Annotated in this window: 1 protein-coding gene; it reads right to left on the bottom strand. The window is 66.3% G+C overall.

Annotated features, from left to right (window positions below):
• Positions 1 to 415: 415 nt before the first annotated feature.
• Positions 416 to 697, bottom strand: a complete 282-nt coding sequence (locus ACFXKA_RS43330) for an acylphosphatase (protein WP_379431960.1) — start codon at positions 695 to 697, stop codon at positions 416 to 418.
• Positions 698 to 1047: the final 350 nt, after the last annotated feature.

Below are 1047 nucleotides of genomic sequence, written 5' to 3'. Positions count from 1 at the left end.
CCCGCGGTGTTCGGCAGGGCTCTGTCACCACTGCGGTTCTGCTGCTGACCAGCTCTACCGAACAGCTAAGGTGCGCGGGGCTTCCAGAGTCTCACCAAAAAGTTTGACGGTCAACACGATCACAGCCCGTCATCGCCGGGCGGCCCAGGGGCGTGCGTCCGCGTGCGGTGCGGCGGCGCCTCTCCTGCGGCCCCGGAGGGCGTGGAGATCATCGTTAACGCGGCAGCTTGGCATGAGAGCCCGTTTCTTGGCAACCATCCGCCATTTCCTGCCAGACGCACTTGCCAAGGACATACGGGCAGGCCGGGCGCCATCTCGGTCGGGCGCGTCTTCGCATACCGCCGCCCGTTCAAGATCGAACAGAAATGATCGGGACCGTTCGGGCCGCTTCGGGGCACGGCGCCGCCGGCCGTGGTCACCGGATGGCGAAGGTCTCGTATCCGCCCCGCGGTGTGCCCCAAATCGCAGTGACTCCGTCAACACGACCGGGCGTGTCGTCCGAACGAAGCCAGTCGAGCAAACGGTGGCAATTCTCACGTGATCCCTCTGCGACGATCTGGACCCGACCATCGTCCAGATTCAGGGCGAAGCCCGCCAGACCCCCGATCTCCAGAGCGTTTGCCCTGGTGAACCAGCGGAAGCCAACTCCCTGTACGCGACCGCGTACCCAAGCGGTGATCCGCACGTCTTCGTTCATAGGTGCAAGCTAATGGGCCAATACCTCGGTGAGCACATCGCCCCCACCCCGCTTGGCGTACAGTCCCGTCGAAATGAGGCTCACTCGAATGGGTGAAGCGCATTGACGTCATGAGCGGTGCGAGAGCAATCACGAGCACCTGGGCACATCGAGGAAGGCGCAGCAGATGGGACGCCATAGTCGCTCGGCCGGCGCACCCGCCGCTGAGGACCACGCGGCCGGTGCGGCAGGTCGGCACCGCGGGCGGGGCCGAGGCCGGAAGAGGGGAATCGGCGGCCCCGTACGCACCGGACTGCTCGGTGCCTCCGCCGCGATGGCCATGGGAGCGGTAGCCGTGGCATCCGGGCTGC

This window comes from Nocardia sp. NPDC059228 (assembly GCF_042754245.1).
Taxonomy (GTDB): Bacteria; Actinomycetota; Actinomycetes; order Mycobacteriales; family Mycobacteriaceae; genus Nocardia.
Note: the sequence above shows the minus strand (reverse complement) of the source record. Positions and strands in the feature narration are given on the sequence as shown.